Below are 3,951 nucleotides of genomic sequence, written 5' to 3'. Positions count from 1 at the left end.
TAACTGAAAGATCGTGCTAAGTAGGGAGGCACAATTATTTGTAGGATGGGTTAGCGGTAGCCTAACATGAGCGGGCGTTGGGTTTCATGCTTCAACCCAACCTACGTTCATCTTATATTTAATTCCACCCACCTACTTATTAATATAAGATTATGTAATCATGAGTAAAAACAATTGTTCCTGTGCGTATTCCATTTATTTCTTGAATATAAGTATCGGTGTCATATCGTTTAAATCTGCTATCTTGAAAACTGTTAATTAACCCAGGAAAATCCTCTAATTCAGAGGCACTAATTAATCTATTTCCGTAAAGAAGATCACCAGAAAAAACCCTAAAGGTAGAAGAACGGGTTTCCTCGGAAAATAAACTGCTACAGTTAGGTTGTAAATAGATGTAGATGTAGGCCAAACGCATATCTACAGAAGGCACAAATTCTAAGCCCAAATCAAAATAGCATAGAGTAGGTGGATTAAAAACAGATAAAATAGATTCCCGATAATTATCAGGCTTTCCAAAACTTCTCAACTGAATAAGATGACTACCAGTATTGACTCCCCCTCCTCTTAAATTGTTAAGAGAACATTGTTGAAAGTCAAGAAAGGTTTTAGTTATCGTTCTTTGCCAACTATTAATAATGACTAGAGAATTTCCCCAATACCTATACTGTTCTGGTCGGCGATCGATCTCGATACCAATAGGATCATCCGATTGACGGGGTTCTACCATGCGATAATAGTAAGTGTAGTTGCTAAATTTTACTCTTCGCGGCCCTGGAAGATCATTAACAAAGTTTTTCTGATCTACTTGCCGGCCAAATTCACAAACACTTTGATAATCTTTTATAGTAAACATTGGTAAAAGAATATCTGGTGGCGGCAGTTTGATTTCATCATCAGACCAACGACCTGTAAAAATCCAGGCGGCTGCCCGCTCAGAAACTACCCAAGCAAGACCTCTATATACAGGAATATTGTCAATACTCATTGTTAATAAATAAATCTGATCATTTATTTTGTAACAATTATCCCCAAAACTCTCAAGGATTGTGGCATCGATCTCAGCTAAAGGTTTGCCAAATGGAAGTGCGAGTAAATCAGTAAGATTGCTCATCATTGAATTTTTTGACTAAGTTACTGTTTCTGTTATACGCTATTTAGATGCTGAACAGCTTACTGTTTACCGATCACAGCAAAAAAGCTCCCCAATGCCTGCTCTTTCTGGGAACTTGTTGATAACACGAATGTAGTATATAATGTAATATAGGTAATAAGCTGTACTGCATTTAAACTGCGTCTTGACAATTTTAGTACAAATGCTCAGAACTCTGGTGCAGTCTGAACGAGTAATTTAGATAGTCAACAGCTTATCCTCTGGCGCTAAAACACGATCACTGATAACAATTTATCTAATTCATCGCAGAATCTAAATTGCCTTATTGTCTTGGTTACATCGGCTTTTTACCTGATTATTTCCTAAAAACTATGGCTTACGAAACTCTGGATATTTCCACACCGACACCGATTTTATCTTGGGCGGGGCATGAATTAGGACCCCAAGAAACCCAAATGGCCAAAAATGTCGCTTCCCTACCTTTTGTTTATAAACACATTTCTTTAATGCCCGATGTTCACTTGGGTAAAGGCGCTTTAGTCGGTTCGGTGATTGCCACCAAAGATGCCGTAATTCCTGCCGCCGTCGGAGTCGATATCGGTTGCGGCATGGCTGCCCTAAAAATGCCTTTTACTGGCGAACAATTGCAGGGAAAACTTAAAAAAATTCGCCTCGATGTGGAGGCGAATATTCCCGTCGGTTTTGCTGAAAATAAAGAAGTGGATCGGGAAGTAACTAAATGGCCAAAATGGGCTGAATTTAAACAGATTCATCGAGGCGTGCAGAACCTAGAGAAAAAAGCCCTTAAACAAATGGGTTCTCTGGGGGGTGGTAATCACTTTATCGAAATTTGTTTAGATACAGACAATCAAGTTTGGTTAATGCTCCATTCCGGTTCTAGAGGTATTGGTAATCAACTGGCCCAATGTCATATTGATACGGCCAAAGAGTTAGCAAAACTAGCAGAATGTAAATTACCTGACCTCGATCTGGCCTACTTTGTCGCCGGTACAGAAGAATTTACCGCCTACTGGCACGATCTACAATGGGCCCAGGAATATGCCCGTTATAATCGGGAAATTATGATGGCTAGATTTAAACGGATTGTTGAAAAACATCTAGCGGGAGGCAAACCAACTAAACCCCTCTTAGTGGTTAATTGTCATCACAATTATGCCGAACAAGAAATTCATTTTGGGGAGGAAGTTTATGTCACCCGCAAAGGAGCCGTCCGCGCCAGAGAAACCGATTATGGTATTATCCCCGGTTCCATGGGAGCGCAATCTTATATTGTCAAAGGCAAAGGAGAACATAATAGCTTCTGTTCCTGTTCCCACGGGGCCGGGCGCTTGATGTCGAGAAATCTGGCTAAAAAAACCTTTACTCTTGATGATTTAATCGCCCAAACCGAAGGGGTTGAATGCCGCAAAGATGAGGGCGTTATTGATGAGATTCCGGGGGCCTATAAACCGATCCAACAGGTGATGAATCAACAGGCGGATCTAGTGGAAATTGTCGCCACTCTCAAGCAGGTGATGTGTGTCAAAGGTTAACAAATCATGGCAACAGCGATCGATTTTTGTCGTTTTTTCCCTAGCATGAAAAAGATAGGAATCGATCGAGGATTATAAGCGATGAGTCTGACTATTGCTGCCCAATTAGCGCAAATTCCCGCCCATCATCTCAATATCATGGGCTATGTGGATGAATCCGCCGTTAACGGCCCCGGCTGTCGGGCGGTGGTCTGGGTACAGGGTTGTTCTCGCGAGTGTCGGGGTTGTTTTAATCCAGCTTCCTGGCCCTTTAAGATCAATCAATTAATTACTGTTGAGTCTCTAGCTGCCAAAATTTTGGCTAATCCCCGCAATAGTGGCCTAACTTTCTCCGGAGGTGAACCTTTTTGGCAAGCAAAAGCCTTGACAGAATTAGCTAAATATGTTAAGGAAAAAGGCTTAAATGTGATGTCCTTCACGGGATTTACGATCGAACAATTGCGCTCAACCCAAGCACCGCCCCACTCTCAAGAATTATTGGCCCAGTTAGATATTTTGGTGGATGGGGCCTATGTGGAATCCCTCGCTATTCATTCCCCCGATTCTCCCGTTTCTTCTAGCAATCAACGGATTCACGTCCTCAATCCCGCTCTGGAAGATCAGATTAATTGGGCATCGGATCAAGTGGAAATTCATATTCTCAAAGACGGAACCCGAATTTTTACGGGATTTTGGGGACAGATTATTTCTTGATTGGGCCCAGAATCAGTAATCAGTGATCAGTAAACAGTAATCAGTGATCAGTGATCAGTAATCAAGATTATCCAACTACTTACTCTCACTTCATACCGCTCACTGAGAACTCAAATCTGATCAGTGATCACTGCCTAGTAATTTAGGATCACAGATCCACTAACATCAATTCCTCGACTAAATCAAAATTAGCCGTTACCGATTGCACATCATCGAGGGATTCTAGGGTGTCGATTAACTTCAATAAAAAACAGGCCTGGTCTCGATCGCTCACTTCTAGGGTATTAGTGGGAATCCAGCGTAATTCTGCTTCTTTGACCTTAAATCCCGCTTCTTGCAGAACCTTATTCAATCTCTCCAGGTTAGACACCTCATTGACATACTCCCACCGTCAAGCTACGCTGTGACGGGGGATTCTTTCCACATCGCTGTTAGAAATTCCTTGTTCAACGAGACAGCTTAGATTCTCAATGTCTCCACTGAAAATCCAGAGACCGGACTCTCCCAAGGCGTTTGGGTCGGTTTCTGTTTGCCCAACAGTACCGTTGAGATGATTTCCCAAATATTGTAACCCTTTTTTAAGAATATTTATTG

The 3,951-nt window shown here is 41.6% G+C and carries 3 protein-coding genes and 2 pseudogenes; 2 read left to right on the top strand and 3 right to left on the bottom strand.

Annotated features, from left to right (window positions below):
- Nucleotides 1-139 precede the first annotated feature (139 nt).
- Nucleotides 140-1,114, bottom strand: a complete 975-nt coding sequence (locus tag PX481_RS02285; RefSeq protein WP_002759741.1) for a hypothetical protein — start codon at nucleotides 1,112-1,114, stop codon at nucleotides 140-142.
- 368 nt (nucleotides 1,115-1,482) lie between these two features.
- Between PX481_RS02285 and PX481_RS02280 the strand changes: the two genes are divergently transcribed.
- Nucleotides 1,483-2,664 (top strand): RtcB family protein, encoded by a 1,182-nt coding sequence (locus PX481_RS02280; RefSeq protein WP_002759743.1) that lies wholly within the window; start codon nucleotides 1,483-1,485, stop codon nucleotides 2,662-2,664.
- Nucleotides 2,665-2,745: 81 nt separating this feature from the next.
- Complete coding sequence (locus tag PX481_RS02275; RefSeq protein WP_002759744.1) at nucleotides 2,746-3,357, top strand: 4Fe-4S single cluster domain-containing protein; 612 nt, start codon at nucleotides 2,746-2,748, stop codon at nucleotides 3,355-3,357.
- A 148-nt stretch (nucleotides 3,358-3,505) separates the two neighbouring features.
- Here the strand turns inward: PX481_RS02275 and PX481_RS02270 are convergent.
- Both PX481_RS02270 and PX481_RS02265 read right to left on the bottom strand, forming a co-directional pair.
- A pseudogene (locus PX481_RS02270) lies at nucleotides 3,506-3,742 on the bottom strand (YebC/PmpR family DNA-binding transcriptional regulator); the annotation flags it as partial.
- A gap of 6 nt (nucleotides 3,743-3,748) precedes the next feature.
- Nucleotides 3,749-3,951: pseudogene (locus PX481_RS02265) on the bottom strand (zinc ribbon domain-containing protein); the annotation flags it as partial.

The organism is Microcystis sp. M53603_WE2 (genome assembly GCF_030065435.1).
Note: the sequence above shows the minus strand (reverse complement) of the source record. Positions and strands in the feature narration are given on the sequence as shown.

Coding starts and splice junctions, on each gene's coding strand:
- PX481_RS02285 (WP_002759741.1), bottom strand. CDS start 1,114: ATGATGAGCAATCTTACTGATTTACTCGCACTTCCATTTGGCAAACCT.
- PX481_RS02275 (WP_002759744.1), top strand. CDS start 2,746: ATGAGTCTGACTATTGCTGCCCAATTAGCGCAAATTCCCGCCCATCAT.
- PX481_RS02280 (WP_002759743.1), top strand. CDS start 1,483: ATGGCTTACGAAACTCTGGATATTTCCACACCGACACCGATTTTATCT.